This is a genomic window from Marinomonas flavescens, from assembly GCF_004352835.1.
Lineage (GTDB): Bacteria > Pseudomonadota > Gammaproteobacteria > Pseudomonadales > Marinomonadaceae > Marinomonas > Marinomonas flavescens.
On the sequence record NZ_SJSB01000006.1, the window covers coordinates 57,330 to 75,997 of the forward strand.

Sequence of the window (18,668 nt, forward strand, 5' to 3'; positions counted from 1 at the left end):
AATCAGGCGAATGCTAATACAGAAAAGATTAGCATTCGGCTTTTTTATAGTTCGAAAAGGTCACACGCAGCTGGAATCAATTCGATGAAACGATTGATGGTTTTCGGTCTTAACACAATACGATTCATTTCAGGTAACAATGAACGTAACTTATCACTCAGTTGCAAAACGCCAGGATCTATCGATTCATAAGGATAAATATGGTCTTGCACACTTAGCTTATGGAGTTCATCAAGCTCATCTTGTAACATGCTCTTCATAGCAAAAAAACGATCTTTTTGATTAATATCGTTGGTTTCCCAGTAAGCATCAGCGAAAGTAGAATTTAGCTCGTAGAATACATGCAATGCATCGGCAACGGTTTTTTTAGTCATACTGTCTCCATAATCTGTGGCAATCTTTGCCTTACGCCTTGTTTTGTTTCATGCTAACACTATTACTAACATTCTAGCTGCGAATTAACATAGGTAAATAGCCCCTTGAGTAACACAATGTACAATGCCGTGACTTCTGGCAACTTATGGTCATCTTTACAAGCTGAAGCAAAAAAACTTGCGTTAGATGAACCCATACTCGCCAGCTACTTCAATACCACTATCCTTAGGCACGAGTCGTTAAGCTCAGCGCTTAGCTTCTTACTGGCCTGTAAACTGGACAGTATTTCAATTCCCTCTATCGTACTAAGAGAGGTCTTTGAAGAAGCCATGTCTGCCCCTCAATCTGGCATTGTTGAGTGTATAGAGCAAGATATTTTGTCGATAAAAGAAAGGGATGCAGCATGCGATTGCCTGACGACCCCCCTGCTATTCTTTAAAGGCTTTCACGCCTTACAGACGTATCGCGTTGCCAATTGGCTGTGGAAAAACAACAGAAAAAGTCTTGCCCTGTACTTACAAGGCCAGATGTCGATGGTATTCGGCGTTGATATTCATCCGGCAGCAACGATTGGCTGTGGCATCATGTTAGACCATGCTACAGGCTTGGTCGTTGGCGAAACCTGTATCATCGAAGACAATGTTTCTATTCTACAATCTGTCACACTTGGTGGCACTGGAAAAGAGCATGGCGATCGTCATCCAAAAATCCGTTCAGGTGTCCTGATTGGCGCTGGTGCGAAAATATTGGGCAACATCGAAGTCGGTGAAGGTGCGAAAATAGGTGCAGGTAGCGTGGTATTAGAAGCTGTTGGCGCGCACACTACAGTGGCGGGCGTTCCTGCCAAAATCGTTGGCCGCAATACAGGCGAAGCGCCTTCGCGCGCAATGGATCACAATATTAACCATTGCGTTCGAGATTGCAGCGACGCGACAGCGTCTTAATCACGACTTACTAATCGACATTACGCCCTCACATGAGGTCGTAATGTCCTAGCGTGTCTTTTGGCACCATCTTGATGGTTTCACTTTCCGTATCAAATAACAAAACCGCTTCACCGCTTTTTAATACTGCTACGGCTTGCTGACGCTTCTGTTCTGCAGACAAATCATAATCACCATAATCTGTGCCTTCACGAGACACAATATCATCAAGAATGGTCATTAATGTGTCCGACTCTAAAGATTCATAAGGAATCAAGGTATCCATTACACCGCTCCATGACTGGCTAATAACGCAATGACACCCGCCTCATCAAGAACCGGAATATTCAAACTTTGCGCCTTGGTCAATTTTGACCCTGCTTTTTCACCTGCCACTAAACAATCTGTTTTGGCCGATACTGAGCCGCTCACTTTAGCGCCCAAAGCTTGCAGCTTTTCTTTGACCTGATCCCGGGAAAATTGACTCAACGACCCCGTTACCACATAGGTTTTTCCAACCAAGGGTAAATCACTGTCATCGACTAGCGTTTTTGTTTCCCATTCAATCCCAGCTGCCAGCAAACCTTGTATCGTCGCCACATTTTTCTCTTGCTCAAAAAACAACCTGACGTGTTGAGCAACAATAGGACCAACATCGTCCACTTCAACCAAAGCTTCTTGATCTGCATTCATCAAAGCATTTAATTCGGTAAAATGACTTGTTAAAGAGCGCGCTGTGGCTTCACCCACTTCTCGAATGCCCAAGGCATAAATAAAACGGTTAAACTGTGTTTTCTTCGCCACATCAATCGCGCTCAACAACTTATCAACCGATTTTTGCCCCATTCTCTCCATCGACAATAGGGTGTCTTTTTTCTCTGCTAAAGTGAAAATATCCACCGGCGTTTTTAACAATTCTTGATCGACTAATTGTTCAATTAACTTGTCGCCTAGACCATCAATGTCCATCGCTTTACGGGACACAAAATGCTTCAACGATTCTTTTAATTGCGCACCACACACCAAGCCACCAGTACAACGTACTACGGCCTCGCCTTCAACTTGTTCAACATCGGAGCCACAAACCGGACACACATCAGGAAAAACCACACTGGTGACTTCTGCCTCAACACGACGATCTTCTAGCACCTGAACCACTTTGGGTATCACATCGCCAGCACGGCGAATCACCACATAATCGTTTACTTTTACTCCTAAGCGCGCAATTTCATCCTTGTTGTGCAAGGTGGCATTAGACACGGTAACACCGCCGACAAACACTGGCGCCAGGCGCGCAACCGGTGTAATGGCGCCAGTACGACCCACTTGAAAATCAACGCCTAAAATGCGCGTCACTTCTTCTTGAGCGGGAAATTTTCGAGCAATCGCCCAACGCGGAGCTCGGGCGATAAAACCAAGTTCTTCTTGCTGCTCGATCTGATCAACTTTGTACACAATACCATCGATGTCATAAGACAAATTCGGGCGTTTCTCGTTTAGCATGGCATAATATTCAATGCAACCTGCCGCGCCTTCAACGGTTTGCATCAGGTCATTTATACGAAAGCCCCATTCACCTAATTGCACCAAACCATCATAATGACTGTCTGGCTGGGACCAACCTTCAACATAACCAATAGAATAAGCACACATCACCAAAGGACGTGACGCCGTGATCTTCGGATCAAGTTGGCGGAGTGAGCCGGCGGCGGCGTTTCTAGGGTTCACAAATGGCTTATCGCCTCGCTCTACCGCTTGTAAATTAAGCTTTTCAAAGCCCTCTTTTGGCATGTAGATTTCACCACGCACCTCAAGTACAGGCGGAGGCGTATCTGTTCGCAACGACAAAGGAACGGAATAAATAGTTCTAATATTGGAAGTAATATCTTCCCCTGAAAGTCCATCGCCACGAGTCACACCTCTCACTAATCGACCATGTTCATAACGTAAACTGATCGCTAAGCCATCAAGTTTTGGCTCACAGCAATAAGTGACCTTTTCGACGTCCAGTAGTTTGCGAATACGCTGATCAAAATCTGCTAAAGACTCATTATCGAAGGCGTTATCAAGGGACAACATGGGGACTGTGTGTGGTACATTTTCAAAACCGCTGTCTGGTTTTTCTCCTACCCGTTGGGTCGGAGAATCCGCTTGAATCCAATCAGGATACTCAGCCTCTATAGACTGCAACTGTCGATAGCAACGATCGTATTCAGCATCAGGAACTAATGGATTGTCTTTTACATGGTAGGCGTAACTGTAGTCATTTAATTGCTTAACCAAAGCCTGCGTCTGTTCTTGAGTAATGCCGTTGTTGTGACTCATAAAGAAAGCTCGAAATAAAACCGTACAGAAGGTAGAAACAATCAAGGCCCCTTAGGGCCTTGATAAAATTTAAGGTTTGCGTTTCATCAAGCGCCGACGCTCAAAATCACGTATCCGCTGACGACAATGGGCTATGGTTTGTTCGCTCATTGGAGTGCGACGCTCATCGCGCAGCTCCCCCCCTAAATTACGCACTAAGGCTTGCGCTGTTTCAAGCATAAAGTCGAATGCTTTCATGCTGTTTTTAGGGCCCGGCAATCCCATAAAGAAACTCACACCAGGACAATTACCTTCACCCATAGTGTCTAAATCAAAGGTGCCTGGTTCAATCGCATTGGCCATACTGAACTGCACTCGACCACGATCAAAGCCTTCTTCGTGGCGATGAAAAATATCCATATCGCCATAACGCATACCACAATTTAAGACCAACTGAAGTAGCTCAATACCGGAGAAAGTTTGTCCTTCAGGGGCTAGAATATTAATAACAATGACTTCTTCTATTTCTGCCTCGTCATCAGTTTCCTGCTCATCGCCAACTAAATCATAAGCGCTGCCTTGCGGAGTCAGTTGATCTACATCGACGCTTGAATAGTCTCGCTCATAGTCTATTTCTTCAAAAGTCTCATGACTTGGCGCTTCATTTCCAACATCCAGATCACTATATTGATCACTAAATGATTCCGAATTATGCCCCTCAAAATGATCATCCGAATAATTCTGCTCAGAAAAACGCACTGAGTCCGATTCACGATCCGGCACCAAAGAAGCCAATTCATCAAGATGCAAACCTTCATCGCGATCTAACGTAGGCCCTGAATCCACTTTATGAGGTACGTCTGCAAGCGGTGCATTAACCGTTTGACGAGCATTTTCAAACGCATTATTAATAGGGTTCGAACGACCACGTTTTACCTCAGATGAGGCTGGTCTCGCGCCGCCATTAGGCAACTCTCTCCTGACAATGGCTTCACGTGCTAGTTCTTCAGGATCGACGAAATCATCGTCATCTTCTTCCTGACTAAACTGTTGGCCTTTTTTATATCGACGAAATCCATCGACCAGAATTGCGACTATAACAACAACCCCAATCAAGATTAGCCACTCACGCAAGCTAAATTCCATTACATTTTTCCGAATTAGATCAATAAAGTTAATGCTATTATCAAACGAAGTGCCTTAGGATTCAATTATAAGGTCACATTGATTGTATAAATCGCCTTAGTGTTTGAAGGTACGGCTTTTTTTATACCGATTACCCGCCCTTTTGTCAGATCTTTCGCTGTAATCTTCGATAATTTTACAACAAGATCAACTTTCCCTACGTTCTCCAATGACATTTTTGACATTAGATTATCAAGATTCGTTAATGTTACTAACCGATTTAAGTCCTGCGGGTACACCCGGCGTATCGCAACGGGCATTTTTTGACCGGGCGCTACGGCATAAATTAATAATACATCATCAGAATGCCACACAACCTTGCTCTTATCCCAAACAATTCTTACCGCAATTTGACGAGTTACAAGCGCGGGCACTTGTTGATAACTAATATTTCCCGCTTTTCGAGCACTCTGAATAGCGCCTAATAACGTTTGTCGTTCGGTGGCATTTTCATTGTATCGAGCTGCCTCTTGCCATGCTAACACCGCATTTAAATATTCTTTATGATCAAATTCAACTACGCCTTTCAACCCTAGAGCTGTCGCATTTTTTGGATCAAGCGCCAACACTTGTTTAACGATTTCCTCCATGTCTGGGCTACTCACATTACCATTATTATAGAAAATGGCTTGTGCATATTTCACCAATACTGCGACTCTGTCAGGGGAGTTTTCTGGTAATTTTTCCAATGTTTTTTGAAATGCCGTTATCGCTTGGCTATAGTTAGCAGAAGCCATTAAATCATTAGCTTCATAATACCAATCTTCAGCCCGGTCATACCGCTGACTTCTATACTTCAAAAAATCAAGCGTACTTTTAGGCGTGTTGGTTTTAGATGCGAGTTCTTGAGTAAAAGCGACGTCTTTCGCATAGCCTAAATATTGATACATGCTGACGCTACCTAGCACGACTAGGGCGAAAATCCCCAAGAAAACGTACTTTGTAGATAGCGCCCTTTGTAAAGAGAGCATTCTGTAAAACAAAGGTTTTTCAACTGGCTCGAAAGATAATTGCTCCTCTAGTTGAAGGTCACTTAATAGTCTTTCGGCTTCTTTTGAGGTCAAACGCCCTATTTCTTCTTCGTTTTCTATTTCTACTTTTCGGACCCGTGAAAAGCTCTCAGCAATATGATCTTCTTCATGATTATGTCTTTCATCGTACAAGCTTTTTTGCACCGAAAGAAAAAGATACGTCAGACTTCCCACCATCATTAATGCCATCACCAACCAAAGTAGCATCATGACGTTTCTCCCATTCTTCGCTTTTTATTACGGCAAACGACGAACACAAAAACCATTAAACCAATCACTAAAAAGGCCACTGGCCCCATCCAAAGTACCGAGGTTACCGCTGAATATTTTGGTCGGTATAAAACAAAATTACCGTAGCGCGCCACCATATAATCGACTATTTCTTGGTCTGTTTTACCCTGTTCAATCATAAAGTGAATTTGCGTTCTTAAATCTTTAGCAATCCCAGATTGAGAATCGGCCAAATCTTGATTTTGACATTTAGGGCAGCGTAATTCTTGTGTTAAAGACTGAAAACGAGTTTGATTTAAAGATGAACTAAAGGTCATTAGCGGCTCAGAAAGAATACAAGATGAAGCTAACAAAGCAATCATCACAAGAAAAGAGTTAATCATTCTCATTGTAAATAGCCTTTGATTTTTTGCCAGACAACGTCATCCATAGCACCTTGATAGCGGTAAACAATAATGCCTTTAGTGTTTACGATAAATGTTTCTGGCGCGCCAGTAACCCCCATATCAACACCAAACTTACCCAACTCATCCATTAGAACCAATTGATACGGATTGCTCTTAATAGACAACCATTGCTGCGCTTTTTTTTGATCATCTTTATAATCAATCCCAACAATAGGAACACCTTGGTTAGCAAGTTGATTTAAATAGGCGTGTTCCTCTTCACAGGTTGGGCACCACGTCGCCCAAAAATTCAGCAAGTAAGCACTTTTAGGGAGTGAAGATTGATCAAGTACTTTATCTGCTTGCAGCGTGACTAATGTGAAGTCAGGTACTGGCTTACCTATCAATGCTGAAGGCATATATTCAGGATTAGCCCCCAACTGTTTATACAACACAATCCCTAGGCCAATAAATACAATCAGTGGCAGAAATAACACCCATTTACGCATTATTACCTCTCACTTTCGTACTATAGCGTTTATCTAATGCAGACAATAAACCACCACACATCATCATTAACCCACCTAGCCAAATCCAGCGAACAAAGGCCTTCACGTAAATACGTACACTCCAAGCATCGCCTTCTAGCTTTTCACCAAGAGAGACGTAAAGATCGCGGGTAAAGCCAGCGTCCAAACCCGCCTCTGTCATTACTTGGCGACTTGCAGAATAAAAGCGTTTTTCTGGTGTCAGTAAAGTGACAAATCGCCCTTGCTTGGAGACTGATATTTCACCGCTATCCGCTATATAATTCGGCCCTTCCACATGAGATATTCCATCAAAATGAAATTCATAACCCGCAAAAGAAACAGACTCACCTGGCGATAACTTAAGCGTTGATTCATAACTACTGGTACTCACTAACAATATGCCAATCAAGGTAACGACCATGCCAAGATGCGCAAGCATCATGCCGTAGTAGTTACGTGGTAATTGTCGTGCCCTAGGAATAATACCTTTTGTTCCAGCAGAAACTTTATCGAACCAATCTTTAAAGGTCAGTAACACCGCCCAAAATGCCACACTTAACGTTAACCAAGCTAAGCTTCCTAGTGAATTAACATAACTCACTGCTCCCGCTAGCACGATGGAAAGTAACGCCGCGAAAAGACAAGCTTTTAGTAAGACCGATGCTTTTGTCTTGTGCCATTTTGAAAGGGGACCAACCGCCATAAAGACAATCAGTAAAAGCGCTATCGGAGAGAATACGGTATTAAAATAAGGCGCACCGACGGAAATACGACCAAGCCCTAACACCTCAAAAATCAACGGATATAAAGTGCCTAACAACACCGTTAGCGTCAGCACAGTCAATAAAATATTATTCAGCAGCAACCAAGCTTCTCGCCCCGTCATACCAAACGTTGCACTTCCACGGACTTGCCCTGCGCGAAAGCCGTAAAGCAATAAACTGCCGCCAATCAACACAATTAACAAGGCAAGAATATAAATGCCTCGTGTCGGATCCGCGGCAAAAGCATGCACTGAGGTGAGTACCCCTGAGCGAACTAAAAAGGTGCCTAATAAAGAGAGACTGAAAGTAAAAATAGCCAACAACACGGTCCAGCTTTTAAACACGCCACGCTTTTCAGTCACCGCCAGAGAATGCACGAGTGCCGTACCCGCTAACCAAGGCATAAAAGAAGCGTTTTCGACTGGGTCCCAAAACCACCAGCCACCCCAACCAAGCTCGTAATACGCCCACCAACTACCTAACGTGATACCCAGTGTCAAAAAAGCCCAAGATAAAGATGTCCAAGGCCTTGTCCAGCGCGCCCAAGAAGAGTTCAAGTTACCGGTGATTAGTGCAGCAATAGCAAACGCAAACGCCACAGAGAAGCCCACATAGCCCATATACAACATAGGTGGATGAATAATCAGTCCAATATCTTGCAGTAGCGGATTTAAGTCTCGTCCATCCGTCGGTATTTCAGGCATCAGTCGCACAAAAGGCGAGGAGGTAAATAACATAAAAGACAAAAAGCCTAATGACACTATGCCCAACACACTCAATACAACAGGGCCAACGTCTTTGGGTAAGGTATGAATTTTTAACGCTACCGCAGAGCTCCAACCCGATAAGATCAAAACCCACAGCAACAATGAGCCTTCATGTCCTCCCCAGATAGCACTGAACTTATACCAAATAGGTAAATGGCTATTTGAGTTTTGGCTGACATACATAACAGAAAAATCATCTGTCATGAACGCAAACGCTAACACCAAAAAACTCACTAATACAAAAAAAGACATTAAAAACGTCAAAGGGCGAGCGGTGTAGAGTAGCGTAGGATTTTTTTGCCAATAACCAATCAAAGGAACAACGGCCAGACAAAGAGAGAAAAACAGCGCTAATATTAATGCAAAATGTCCAATTTCAGGAATCATAAAAGCCTAAAAATCACTAGTAGAGGGTTTAGTCGTCGTCTTTTTCTGTGCTTCTTTTAAAGCATCGGAGACTTCCGGCGGCATGTATTTTTCATCGTGTTTAGCAAGCACTTGTGACGCTCTGAAGATACCATTATTCATCAACTTGCCTTGGGCAACGATACCTTGGCCTTCGCGAAATAAATCAGGAAGTATGCCTCGATATTGAATTCGGACATTATGCTTAAAATCCGTTACATCGAATGTTACGTCCAGGGTGTCAGAATTACGGTGCACACTACCAACCACAACCATTCCACCAGCTCGAATAGTCGTATTTACAGGCGCTTCGCCTGACGCTATTTGGGTTGGCGAGTAAAATAAATTAATATTCTGTTGGAGTGCATACATTACCAAGCCAAGCGCTGCACTGAGTATGAACAAGATAACAGCTATTGTAATAAGGCGTTTTTTGCGGATGGCGTGCACTAGGAATTAGACTCTCTTAAATAGCGTTTTTTTAATTGTCGGATCACCTTGCGGCGACCTTGAAGCGTATTCAGTATCAAGCCGGTTAAGATCAATAAAACCAAGCCATACGTTGACCACACAAACCCACCATGAGTTCCCATTTGTAGAAAATCAGCCACACTATCAAACGCCATCATTCATTACCTTTTCTTTAACCCACTGGGTACGACGCTCGCGCAGTAAAATCTCGGATTGCATGCGCCACATAGCTAGCCCTGCCACTAAGCAATAAAAGCCAATCACCGCGATCAATAAGGGTAACCACATATCCATCGGCATCGTTGGTTTTTTAGTCAAACTAAACGATGCGGGTTGATGTAAAGTATTCCACCAGTTCACCGAATACTTAATAATCGGTAAATTAATCAAACCCAGTACACTGACAATCGCGGCCGCTTGGTTCGCCAACGTAACGTCTTCCAAGGTATTTTGCAGAGCAATAATGCCCATATACAAAATGAACAATACCAATACAGACGTAAGCCGAGCATCCCAAACCCACCAAGTACCCCATGTGGGTTTGCCCCAAATAGCCCCTGACAAAAGGGCAATAGCTGCCATCGCTGCGCCAATCGGCGCCATCGATTTAATAAATATCGGTGCCATTTTCATTTGCCAAACCAGATACACAAAACCAGCGACACCCAAAGAGAAGTAACAGGATTCCGCCAACACGGCCGCCGGTACATGCAGATAAATGATCCGGTAAGTTTCCCCTTGCTGGTAATCCGTCGGAGCAAAACCTAGCCCCCAGCCAACCCCAATCAGCGTCGCCAGCAAGCCAATCAAAAACACCGCAGTTGCCCACTTACTAGACCATTGGTAAAACCATTTCGGCGATCCTAATTTATGAAACCAGATCCAGCTCATTAACGCACACTCGCTTTAATACACAGGGATGTCATCACAGGTGCAACCACCAGCGCTAACAATGAAATAGCCGCCAACAAGGCCAATAAACCACCATAAGGCAAGCCAAATTGTATCGCTTTAATCGCCGCGGTTGAAAAAATAATAATGGGGAAATAGAAAGGTAAAATAAGCAGCACCATCAGCATAGCCCCTTGTTTTAACGATACCGTTAACGCCGCACCAATGCTGCCGATAAGAAACAACCCTGGAGTACCAATCAACAAGGTGGCCAGCAACACAAGCAGGCTATCTGAGGGCAGAAACAACATCTGAGCAAAAACAGGCGTGAGCAACAATAAGGGTAGCATCATCGCCAGCCAATAGACCCCCACCTTGATTAAGATAAGCCAAGGTAGTGACAATCCACTCACAACCAGCTGAGTAAGCGTGCCATCTGCATAGCTTTCCTTGTATAGGCTTTCGATGGAAACCACCACCGACAGCGCCGCAGCACACCAAATAATACCGCCTGCAGCAGGTGCCAGAAAGTCAGCTGAAGGATCAATGCCTAGCGGAAACAGCACGACGACCAGAACAAAGAAGAGTAACGCATTAACGACCCGTTGTTTGCTGCGAAAAAGCGTTAGACATTCGGCTTTAAAAAACGACAAGTAGGTCACAAGCTATAACTCCACTTGCAGATAAGAAAGGTGCGCTAAAGGTAAATGAGAGGCCAAAATAACAATACCACCTGACGCCACGTGCGCCGCCATTTTCGCTTCCAGCATACTAATTAAGCCTTGATCCAGCGCGGTAAAAGGCTCATCTAACAACCAAATTTGCTGCTCTGATAACCAGAGTCGCACCAAGGCCACACGACGAACTTGTCCAGCAGAAAGCGCGTGCAATTGGGTCTCTGCAAAAGCGCCTAAAGATAACTCACTTAATGCCTGTTCGACGATTTTCTCGGAGCACTTTGGCAGATACCAACGTATATTTTCCATCACAGTGAGCGCGCCATTCAACCCTGCGGAGTGGCCGATGTAGAGCGTATTGTTAAGGAAATTCTGGCGCTGCTGGGTGAGCGAATCACCATTAAACGTCATGCTGCCACTTAATATAGGCAGCAAGCCTAACAGCGCTTTGAAAAAAGTACTTTTACCTGCGCCATTGGCCCCGGTGATATGCACAACATCGCCCGACCGAGCAGAAAAAGACAATCCATTTAAGAGATCGCTTTCGCCTCGCTCAACCCATAAATCTGATATGGTTAAAATAGCAACAGAATGCAAAAGATATGTCCATGTGGGCCGATAAAATAATAAGCGCCGCTTAATCGCATTGAAGCAAGCGCTAAAGCGTCTTCATTATATGTGAAACGTCTTAAAATAACGAACGAATGGCAGCGAGAATGATTCCTGATATCAAAAACACTAACCATCAAGCGCTACCCGGTAAAACACCTTCGAGTCTGTCTGCGCAAACCGGCACTATTAGCCAATTGCAAAGCGAAATAAAACTCATCCAGTCGCTCAGCTTGATCAAAGTACAAGGCAGCGAATCACTGTCATTTCAAGGCAAGCCCGCCCAACTACTCAGCGTAACAACCAACCAACAACAGCCACTTACCCTAATCAATACCGGACCAAGAATACCCGTCGATAGCCAACAAACAGCAGAGCTGACTCTCACAGCAAAACATCAAGCCAGCTTAACTTTCTCAGATAATAAGCCAAATAGCAGCATCCAAAGCAACGCAATCCAAGGCAGTACAATCAACAACCTCAGCGTGGCGTCACGTATTATCTCTTTAACCGCCCTATCGGCTTCAAGCAGCACCAATGGCAGCTATCTCACCTCGGTTTCTGATGGCAACAATCAATTTCAAATCACCAGCCAAACGCCACTACAAAAAGGCGATAGCGTTCGCGTACTGCTCGATTCGAACAATCAATTGCAAGTCATTCCAAATAAAACAACGGTGGCAAGTGCACCGCAAATTGACGCGTTAAAGCAAAGCTTGCCCAAGCAATTATCCGCTCCCGAAATGTCTCAACTGATCAAGCAATTACAGGAAATCAATAATACCGCCTCTACGTCATTATCACCCCAATCGCAGCGCGCACTCGCTCAGCTAATCCAAAGTTTACCTGCCTTAGAGCAATTGACTCAATCACCCAGCGCAATGAAACACGCGATTCAAACCAGCGGCCCGTTTGCTGAGTCGCTATTGAAAAATGCTAATATCAACGAGCTCAATACAGATCTTAAGTTGAATTTAACGCGTTTAGAGAACACAACGAATGATTCGCCAGTGCAGCGCTCAAATAATTTTCCAACTGAGCAAGTCGCCAACGCCATCGAAAGAATCACCACCAACCAATTACGGCATTTTTCAGACCTTAATCAGGTCAATGCTCAAACTTACCCGCTACAGATAGAACTGCCTATAAAAGACAACCAGAACACCAGTTTAGTACAGTTACAAATAGATCAAGATACACACGATAACGCTGTGCCAGACCATGAGCGTCGCTGGTTAGTAAAACTTAACTTTGATTTTGAAGAAACAGGACGTTTTGAAGTAAGAACCAGTATTCAGGAAAATAAAGTAGGCATTCTTTTTGCCGCCGAAAATACCGACACTATAAAAGCGATCAAGCAACAGATGGGGAAATTAAAACAACAGCTGATCGATAAGAATATAGACGTGCAAAGGCTAGATGTCTTCCAAACAAAGCTGCAAGAAGACAAGCCCAAAAGCCCGACTCAAACTTCGTTAATCGATGTGAGAACCTAATGAAAAAAGCAGTGGCACTAAAATATGATTACGCTCAAGCTCCCACAGTCATAGCAAAGGGTTCAGGTTATTTAGCAGAACGTATTATGGAGGTTGCTAAGGAGAACGATGTGGTACTTCATCAAAGCCCTGAGCTTGTTGAAATGTTAAGTACGCTCGAACTCGGTGAAGAAATACCTGAATCTCTTTATCTAGCCGTCGCAGAAATTATCGCTTTTGCACACAATATCAAAAACAAATGGGTATTAGACTGATTAGGTTTAATGGTAATCAGAGTTACGGTGTGATTCTTTTTTCAACAGATTAATCAATTCAGCTTCTGCCCTTATTAAACCGCACTTAGAAACAAGATCATCAACCGTTGCTCCCATCGCCAGCAATTCCATCGCACGGTTATACGAAACACTGCCTTCTTTCGACAAGATCTCGGTTTGACGCTCAACCGCCATATTGAGCTTTTTCTCAATGGCAACCAAACGGCGCCCCATACCAATCGAACCTGATGCTAATACTTGCACCTGTTTCTTTTGATTAACACTGTCTTCCTGATGCTGAATTTTCATTTGTTTTATACGCTTTGATAAACGTACAGCCCAGACCGCTAAAGCCACTAAAATAACAAACTGAAAGGTGAGCAGAAGATTAAATAACCATTGAGATTCCATCGAGTACAACTACCTTTTAACTTACATTGAGCCTATTTCAGACCATTCATCATCGGATAAAAGCCTATCAAGATCCACCAAAATAAGCAGAGTATCATTTTTGTGGCACACACCCTGTATAAATTTTGAAGACTCATCATTACCGACATTCGGCGTTGCTTCAATTTCAGATTGACGTAAATACACGACTTCAGAAACTGAATCTACCAAAATACCTATAACATGCCCTTCAACCTCGACAATCATAATACGAGTGGCATCATTGATATCACCTGACGGTAAATCAAATCGCTGACAAGTATCAATAACGGTGACAACCATGCCACGAAGATGAATAATACCGAGCACAAAACTAGGGGCTCCTGGTACTGGGGCAATTTCGGTATAGCGCAATACTTCTTTTATCTGCATGACGTTTACGCCATAGGTCTCATTTTCTAGTCTAAATGTGACCCATTGAAGCATTGGATCTTCAGCTTGTTTAGACTCTTTTAACGCTCTACCTATTGTCGTCACATCAATTTCCTTAAAATAGTAAAATAATCAATATACGTCTATCAAAGATGTTTCTTAAAACCATTATCAGGGTCATCTAACAATTCAATAAAACCTTGAACATCTAATATGGCACACATATGATCAATAACGGTTCCGGCCAACCACGGCCTTTTACTTCTATCGCTTCGCCATTTTACTTGTGAAGGCTCTAAAGAGATAGCCTCGGCGACTTCCTCACATGCTAACGCCCAATCAGAACGATCTAGCTGAATAACAAATTTAAAATTTTCTTTAAGTTCACCTTTATAGTGATTAGGCATCACCCAACGAGCGGTATCAACACACCGCAAGTTAAATTCCCCTACATTAGCAACGCCCATAAACCAGTCAGGTTGACCAAAAATAGAGGTTAATTTTTCCCCTCCACTTTGGAAAATACCGCCTAGTTCAATCAATGGCACAGCCATTTTTAATCCACCAACATAAAATAGTAGGCATTCAAATCTTCCACTAGCCCAGGGTAATGGTTCGGTTTTAGCGACCCATTTACGCACCTCTGGCTCTGGCTCTGGCTCATCAGCTTCTATTTCATACTCACTATCGGACAAGACCGCAGCGGGAACATCAGTAATGGCAGCCTCAAAATCGGCAAAGGATGTCTCAATTGAGTGAAACGACTCACTTTCTGGTATGACTTCAGTGGTGAGTAATTGCTCCTCGCTTTCTAACTCGGAGCTTCGCGTTTCGATTCCTTTAGAATCTGAATCTGTTTTTATTTCTTGTATTCCTTGAGCCTGATCGCCCATTTCGGAATCTTCCACCTGACCATCTATTTGATCAGATGAATTAATGTCTGTCGCTTCTTGTAACAAATCATCAAGATAACGCTGTACCGCTAATTGCGGGCCAGTCATAGTACTGTCTTTCGTTTTTAAATCTTTCATAACTGTGATCTAGTCCGCCGGATTTAATAAAGAACTAATTAGACTTTTATAAGCTTTAACCCCTCTAGCATTAGCATCTAATGCTGAAGGCGCAACACCAGCGGTACTCGCATCTCTCAGTTTTGTATCAATAGGAATAACAGAGTGCCATACTAATTCGTCGTATGTGTCTTTTATACTGCGTAAGCTTTTATTTGACGCCTGAGTTCTTCTATCAAATAATGTTGGCACGATAATATAAGGAACTGGGCGTTTTCTTGCGCGATTTATCATGGTCAGCGTTCGCACCATACGCTCCAGACCTTTAATCGCTAAAAACTCGGTTTGCACTGGAATAATTAACTTCTGACAAGCCGCTAATGCATTAATCATCAACACACCTAAAACAGGCGGACTATCAATCAAAACATAGTCGAAGTCTTCCCATAAAATCGCGAGTGATTTTGAAATAACCAATCCCATACCACCTTGTGCTTGGGCATGCCTTTCTAATGTTGCCAATGCGGTAGAAGCCGGCAACAGGGAAAGGTTAGGATGACCCGTTTCTAAGACCAATTGAGCGGGGAGCGATTCGGGGATTTTCCCATTTACTTGGAATAAATCGTATGCGCTGTGTCCTATTGTATCGGGGTCGAAGCGAAAATAACTTGTTAACGATCCGTGCGGATCCAAATCGATCATTAGCACTCTATTTCCGGCATCTGCCAATAAGCCAGCTAAGGTAACCACTGTGGTGGTTTTGCCCACTCCACCTTTTTGATTTGCCACTGCCCAAATGTGCACTCTGACTCCCTAGAGATCCTATACTGTTATTTTGCTTACTACTTTCTTGCAATCATATACAGTAACTATCTATTTAAACAAGTAATCATAAAGATTGCCCGCTTGCGTTTTACTGATTCGTAGCACAACTCGCCGATTCTGCTGCCTTGCCTCACTATTTGTATTGCGAACCTTAGGGTGCTCACTAGCAAAGCCAATAGGCGCAATTAGTTTCGGATTAACACCGCGATATACCAACTCATCGACCACAGAGGATGCTCGTAAGCTTGATAAATGCCAATTGGATATCAGACGATTAGAGGTAACAGGAAGGTTATCAGTGTTGCCATCCACTAAAATGGGCGCTGGGTAGCTTTTCAAAATATTACTAATAACAATCAATAGAGCTACCGCTTCATTCGTAAGCTGATATTCTCCTGCGCCGAACAACAAAGCGGATTTCAACTCTAAATTAATCCAGTGTGGTGACTCTGATATAGAGATTTGCCCAGATTTTTGAAGAGATTTAAAATCGTTATTAATCGTATTATTCAATAGATCATAAATAGTCGGCTTAGGAGTGATTGTGGCAGAAACTGGATTCTGCAATTTCTCTTCCATATTAGGTGGATTTGCAGGAATAGCTTTTGCATTAACCACGTCTTGATCTTTAGGATCACCGATAATAGGTTGGCCAATATTAATAGGCTTAACAGACTTTTGTACTGCTTCAAACACACCATTCAGGGTTTCTGTTAAGCGCCTATCATTGCCTTGTGTTTTGAGGGAGATGGAATAAAGGGCAACAAAAAAAGCGAACAATAACGTAATGAAATCAGCATAGGATAAGATCCAACGATCCCTCCCTTGTGTCGCACTCGCAGGTTTGCTTTTACGCACTCGTCGGCGACGTGATGAATGAGGGACATCATCACTCATAACTATTCAACTCAACCTCTAATCTCTGAGGATGTTTTCCTGTTGCGATCCCATGAACTCCGTCAATAATAAGCTGATTATAAAGCAGCTCCTGATCAACATAAGAGGACAACTTTTTAACAATTGGAAACACGACTAAATTAGCAAACCCTTGCCCATACAGTGTAGAGACAAAAGCAACAGCGATACCATGCCCTAAAGCAGTAGGACTATCTAAGTTCGCCATGGCTTGGATAAGACCAAGCACCGAACCCATGATACCTAACGTTGGCGCATAGCTACCAATTGACTCTAAAAAGCTGACGCTCGCCATTCGCTTATCATGAATGCGATTCGCTTCATCATGCAAGCGGTCTGCAAGTAATTCAGGGTCAGTGCCATCAATCGCCATTTGCAAAGCACGCGCGGCAAATGGATTGGAAAAGGAAGAAATCTCAGACTCTAAAGAAAATAAAGAGGTACGTCGTGCCTTTTGAGCTAAATCGATTAAAAACGTTTTTGCATAAGAAAAATCATGAATCGGTGGAAAAAGACTCCATTTAGCGAGGTAAAATGCTCTTAAGGCATCTTGAATACTGCTCTGCATTAAGGTCGCACCAATACTCCCAACAATGACAATAATGGCAGAAGGTAAATTAAGAAGAAGTACGATCTCTCCTCCTCCTAGCCAATTTGCTAGAAATACAGAGCTAAAGGCAAGCAGCAATCCTGCTAGAGTCACAAAATCCACTAAGAGACCTCACGAGCTATACGTTCACCAATATGATTAAGGTCAATGATATCATCGGCTAAATTGGCTTTCTCTATCGCCATTGGCATGCCATAGATAACACAAGACGCTTCACTTTGTATCCAAACCGTTGACCCAGTGTTTTTCAACATTCGAGCACCTTCTCGACCATCAACACCCATACCAGTCATCACAACTGAAAGCACTTTTCCAGGGTAGCACTTAGACGCAGAACCAAAAGTAACATCAACCGATGGCTTATAATTAAGCCGTTCATCACCTTCTAAAATACGAACACACCCACCATTTCGAGGGTCCACCATCATTTGCTTTCCTCCTGGTGCTAGTAAAGCAACGCCAGGTACAAGATGATCGCCATCCTTTGCCTCTTTTACAGTTATTTGGCAAAGGTTATTAAGTCGCTCCGCAAAGGCGCCTGTAAACGCGGCTGGCATATGTTGAACAACAACCAAGGGTGCTGAAAAATCTTTTGGCAACTTACTAAGAACGACTTGAAGCGCCATTGGCCCTCCTGTTGAAGTTCCGATCGCGACCAAACTGACTCTTTTTCGCGAACGAGGGATAATAACACCTCGCTCTGTCACGATTGGTTTTGGCGCTATTCTGGGCGCCAAAGGTTGAACAGGAGTTTTTACCCTACCTAATCGAGTTCGAGAAACAGCAAGAACCCTTTCAACTAATGCATGTTTCACCACGGCTGAATCCCGAGAAATATCTTCGAAATTCTTTGGCATAAAATCAACCGCTCCCGCTTCTAATGCATCGAGTGTGATTTTGGCCCCTTCATGCGTTAGAGAAGAGAACATTAAAACGGGTGTAGGCTTCAATTTCATGATGCTGGATACAGCAGAAATACCATCTAAAACAGGCATTTCATAATCCATTGTCACTACATCAGGCGATAAAGACTGCACTTTATCAATCGCTTCTTGGCCGTTATTTGCTGTCCCTATGACTGTTAGCCTAGGATCAGCCTCGAAAATTTCAACGAGACGACGTCGAAAGAACCCTGAGTCGTCAACGACCAGAACCTTTACCGGCATATATAGCTACTCCTAAATGAA

23 protein-coding genes are annotated in these 18,668 nt (G+C 43.3%); 3 read left to right on the forward strand and 20 right to left on the reverse strand.

Features of this window, described 5'->3' with window-relative positions; translation table 11 throughout:
- Positions 1 to 44: 44 nt before the first annotated feature.
- The gene (locus E0D70_RS07865) at positions 45 to 374 is read right to left on the reverse strand and encodes a hypothetical protein (protein ID WP_133011725.1); all 330 of its coding nucleotides are present in this window, start codon (positions 372 to 374) and stop codon (positions 45 to 47) included.
- A gap of 117 nt (positions 375 to 491) precedes the next feature.
- Between E0D70_RS07865 and cysE the strand changes: the two genes are divergently transcribed.
- The gene (gene cysE, locus E0D70_RS07870) at positions 492 to 1,319 is read left to right on the forward strand and encodes a serine O-acetyltransferase (RefSeq protein ID WP_133011867.1); all 828 of its coding nucleotides are present in this window, start codon (positions 492 to 494) and stop codon (positions 1,317 to 1,319) included.
- A gap of 28 nt (positions 1,320 to 1,347) precedes the next feature.
- On the opposite strand, the gene E0D70_RS07875 is transcribed toward cysE, so the two are convergent.
- From E0D70_RS07875 to ccmA, 12 genes are all read right to left on the reverse strand, one after another.
- Complete coding sequence (locus tag E0D70_RS07875; protein ID WP_133011726.1) at positions 1,348 to 1,584, reverse strand: YheU family protein; 237 nt, start codon at positions 1,582 to 1,584, stop codon at positions 1,348 to 1,350.
- Complete coding sequence (gene ligA / locus E0D70_RS07880) at positions 1,584 to 3,623, reverse strand: NAD-dependent DNA ligase LigA (protein ID WP_133011727.1); 2,040 nt, start codon at positions 3,621 to 3,623, stop codon at positions 1,584 to 1,586. The genes E0D70_RS07875 and ligA overlap by 1 nt, the downstream gene beginning before the upstream one ends.
- A 69-nt stretch (positions 3,624 to 3,692) precedes the next feature.
- Positions 3,693 to 4,748 (reverse strand): cell division protein ZipA, encoded by a 1,056-nt coding sequence (gene zipA, locus E0D70_RS07885; RefSeq protein WP_133011728.1) that lies wholly within the window; start codon positions 4,746 to 4,748, stop codon positions 3,693 to 3,695.
- A 65-nt stretch (positions 4,749 to 4,813) separates the two neighbouring features.
- Positions 4,814 to 6,007, reverse strand: coding sequence for a tetratricopeptide repeat protein (locus E0D70_RS07890; protein ID WP_240537029.1), 1,194 nt, complete (start codon positions 6,005 to 6,007; stop codon positions 4,814 to 4,816).
- A gap of 17 nt (positions 6,008 to 6,024) precedes the next feature.
- Positions 6,025 to 6,438 carry a cytochrome c-type biogenesis protein gene (locus E0D70_RS07895; protein WP_133011729.1) on the reverse strand — a complete coding sequence of 138 codons (414 nt, stop codon included), beginning with the start codon at positions 6,436 to 6,438 and terminating at the stop codon, positions 6,025 to 6,027.
- Positions 6,435 to 6,944 (reverse strand): DsbE family thiol:disulfide interchange protein, encoded by a 510-nt coding sequence (locus tag E0D70_RS07900; RefSeq protein ID WP_133011730.1) that lies wholly within the window; start codon positions 6,942 to 6,944, stop codon positions 6,435 to 6,437. Before E0D70_RS07900 ends, E0D70_RS07895 begins: the two co-directional genes overlap by 4 nt.
- Positions 6,937 to 8,883, reverse strand: a complete 1,947-nt coding sequence (locus E0D70_RS07905; protein WP_133011731.1) for a heme lyase CcmF/NrfE family subunit — start codon at positions 8,881 to 8,883, stop codon at positions 6,937 to 6,939. The genes E0D70_RS07900 and E0D70_RS07905 overlap by 8 nt, the downstream gene beginning before the upstream one ends.
- 6 nt (positions 8,884 to 8,889) lie before the next feature.
- Positions 8,890 to 9,351, reverse strand: a complete 462-nt coding sequence (gene ccmE, locus E0D70_RS07910; protein ID WP_133011732.1) for a cytochrome c maturation protein CcmE — start codon at positions 9,349 to 9,351, stop codon at positions 8,890 to 8,892.
- A complete protein-coding gene (gene ccmD, locus E0D70_RS07915) occupies positions 9,351 to 9,530 on the reverse strand; it encodes a heme exporter protein CcmD (protein ID WP_240537030.1) in 180 nt (59 codons plus the stop codon). Before ccmD ends, ccmE begins: the two co-directional genes overlap by 1 nt.
- Entirely contained in the window at positions 9,517 to 10,263 is a 747-nt protein-coding gene (locus E0D70_RS07920) for a heme ABC transporter permease (RefSeq protein WP_133011733.1), read from the reverse strand. The genes ccmD and E0D70_RS07920 overlap by 14 nt, the downstream gene beginning before the upstream one ends.
- Positions 10,263 to 10,925, reverse strand: a complete 663-nt coding sequence (gene ccmB / locus E0D70_RS07925; RefSeq protein WP_133011734.1) for a heme exporter protein CcmB — start codon at positions 10,923 to 10,925, stop codon at positions 10,263 to 10,265. Before ccmB ends, E0D70_RS07920 begins: the two co-directional genes overlap by 1 nt.
- Positions 10,926 to 10,928: 3 nt before the next feature.
- On the reverse strand, positions 10,929 to 11,537 hold the full coding sequence (gene ccmA, locus E0D70_RS07930; RefSeq protein WP_133011735.1) for a cytochrome c biogenesis heme-transporting ATPase CcmA: 609 nt from the start codon (positions 11,535 to 11,537) through the stop codon (positions 10,929 to 10,931).
- A gap of 119 nt (positions 11,538 to 11,656) precedes the next feature.
- Between ccmA and fliK the strand changes: the two genes are divergently transcribed.
- Complete coding sequence (gene fliK, locus E0D70_RS07935) at positions 11,657 to 13,045, forward strand: flagellar hook-length control protein FliK (protein WP_165942885.1); 1,389 nt, start codon at positions 11,657 to 11,659, stop codon at positions 13,043 to 13,045.
- Positions 13,045 to 13,299 carry an EscU/YscU/HrcU family type III secretion system export apparatus switch protein gene (locus E0D70_RS07940; RefSeq protein WP_133011737.1) on the forward strand — a complete coding sequence of 85 codons (255 nt, stop codon included), beginning with the start codon at positions 13,045 to 13,047 and terminating at the stop codon, positions 13,297 to 13,299. The genes fliK and E0D70_RS07940 overlap by 1 nt, the downstream gene beginning before the upstream one ends.
- Positions 13,300 to 13,305: 6 nt before the next feature.
- Here E0D70_RS07940 and E0D70_RS07945 read toward each other — a convergent pair whose 3' ends face one another.
- The 7 genes from E0D70_RS07945 to E0D70_RS07975 form a co-directional block, all read right to left on the reverse strand.
- A complete protein-coding gene (locus E0D70_RS07945; RefSeq protein WP_133011738.1) occupies positions 13,306 to 13,710 on the reverse strand; it encodes a DUF2802 domain-containing protein in 405 nt (134 codons plus the stop codon).
- A 21-nt stretch (positions 13,711 to 13,731) separates the two neighbouring features.
- Entirely contained in the window at positions 13,732 to 14,175 is a 444-nt protein-coding gene (locus E0D70_RS07950) for a chemotaxis protein CheW (RefSeq protein WP_133011870.1), read from the reverse strand.
- Between the two features lie 92 nt (positions 14,176 to 14,267).
- Positions 14,268 to 15,152: a chemotaxis protein CheW gene (locus E0D70_RS07955; protein WP_133011739.1), complete on the reverse strand. Its 885-nt coding sequence runs from the start codon at positions 15,150 to 15,152 to the stop codon at positions 14,268 to 14,270.
- Between the two features lie 9 nt (positions 15,153 to 15,161).
- Positions 15,162 to 15,935, reverse strand: a complete 774-nt coding sequence (locus tag E0D70_RS07960; RefSeq protein ID WP_133011740.1) for a ParA family protein — start codon at positions 15,933 to 15,935, stop codon at positions 15,162 to 15,164.
- Between the two features lie 69 nt (positions 15,936 to 16,004).
- Positions 16,005 to 16,853, reverse strand: coding sequence for an OmpA family protein (locus tag E0D70_RS07965; RefSeq protein ID WP_133011741.1), 849 nt, complete (start codon positions 16,851 to 16,853; stop codon positions 16,005 to 16,007).
- On the reverse strand, positions 16,846 to 17,583 hold the full coding sequence (locus E0D70_RS07970) for a flagellar motor protein (protein WP_133011742.1): 738 nt from the start codon (positions 17,581 to 17,583) through the stop codon (positions 16,846 to 16,848). The genes E0D70_RS07965 and E0D70_RS07970 overlap by 8 nt, the downstream gene beginning before the upstream one ends.
- Positions 17,583 to 18,647 carry a protein-glutamate methylesterase/protein-glutamine glutaminase gene (locus tag E0D70_RS07975; protein ID WP_133011743.1) on the reverse strand — a complete coding sequence of 355 codons (1,065 nt, stop codon included), beginning with the start codon at positions 18,645 to 18,647 and terminating at the stop codon, positions 17,583 to 17,585. The genes E0D70_RS07970 and E0D70_RS07975 overlap by 1 nt, the downstream gene beginning before the upstream one ends.
- Positions 18,648 to 18,668 lie beyond the last annotated feature (21 nt).